This is a genomic window from Roseibium aggregatum (assembly GCF_014692675.1).
Classification (GTDB): Bacteria; Pseudomonadota; Alphaproteobacteria; order Rhizobiales; family Stappiaceae; genus Roseibium; species Roseibium aggregatum_C.
Genome location: NZ_JABFCZ010000087.1, coordinates 1 through 693 on the forward strand (window position 1 = coordinate 1; position 693 = coordinate 693).

Below are 693 nucleotides of genomic sequence, written 5' to 3' on the forward strand. Positions count from 1 at the left end.
ATTATGGGATGGCCCGCCCCTCTCCGGAGCGATCCGATAGGATTGCTCTGTATTTGAGGTAGAGAGGAACGGACCGATGTCGATTTTTGTACTTGGAATTGATCTTGGCAAGAACGTGTGCAGCCTGGTTGGATTGGATGAGGCGGGTGCTGTTGTTCTGCGCCGGCGCCTTCGTCGTGACGCGGTTACGGAATTCGTCGGTTCTTTGCCAGCTTGCATTGTGGCGATGGAAGCCTGTTGCGGCGCGCATTATCTCGGCCGAGTGCTTGGCTCTGCCGGTCACACGATCCGTCTCATGTCACCGGAATACGTTCGTCCCTACGTGAAGGCCAACAAGAACGATGACCGCGACGCTGAGGCGATTGCAGAGGCAGCGACGCGCCCGACGATGCGATTTGTACCGGTCAAGAGCGAGGCACAGTCGGACATCCAGGCCTTGCACAGGGCGCGTTCGCGTCTGGTGGCGGAGCGCACTGCTCTGATCAACCATCTGCGCGCTCTGTTGCTGGAGCGCGGTATCGTGGCGGCACAGGGCCGCAAGCGATTGGAGGCTCAACTGGAGGTGTTTGCAGATGAGGACGATCCCCGTCTGTCGTCGCGCATGCGTTTGCTGGTCGAGGATTTGCGGGCTGAATGGCGCAGTCTTGATATGCGGGTTGCCGCCTTCGACAAGGAATTTGTAGCAATGGCGCG

1 protein-coding gene is annotated in these 693 nt (G+C 59.0%); it reads left to right on the forward strand.

Going from position 1 to position 693, the window contains the following annotated elements:
* Window positions 1–76 precede the first annotated feature (76 nt).
* Window positions 77–693: IS110 family transposase (locus tag HK439_RS26400; RefSeq protein WP_190294464.1), on the forward strand; the 617-nt coding region annotated here is incomplete at its 3' end.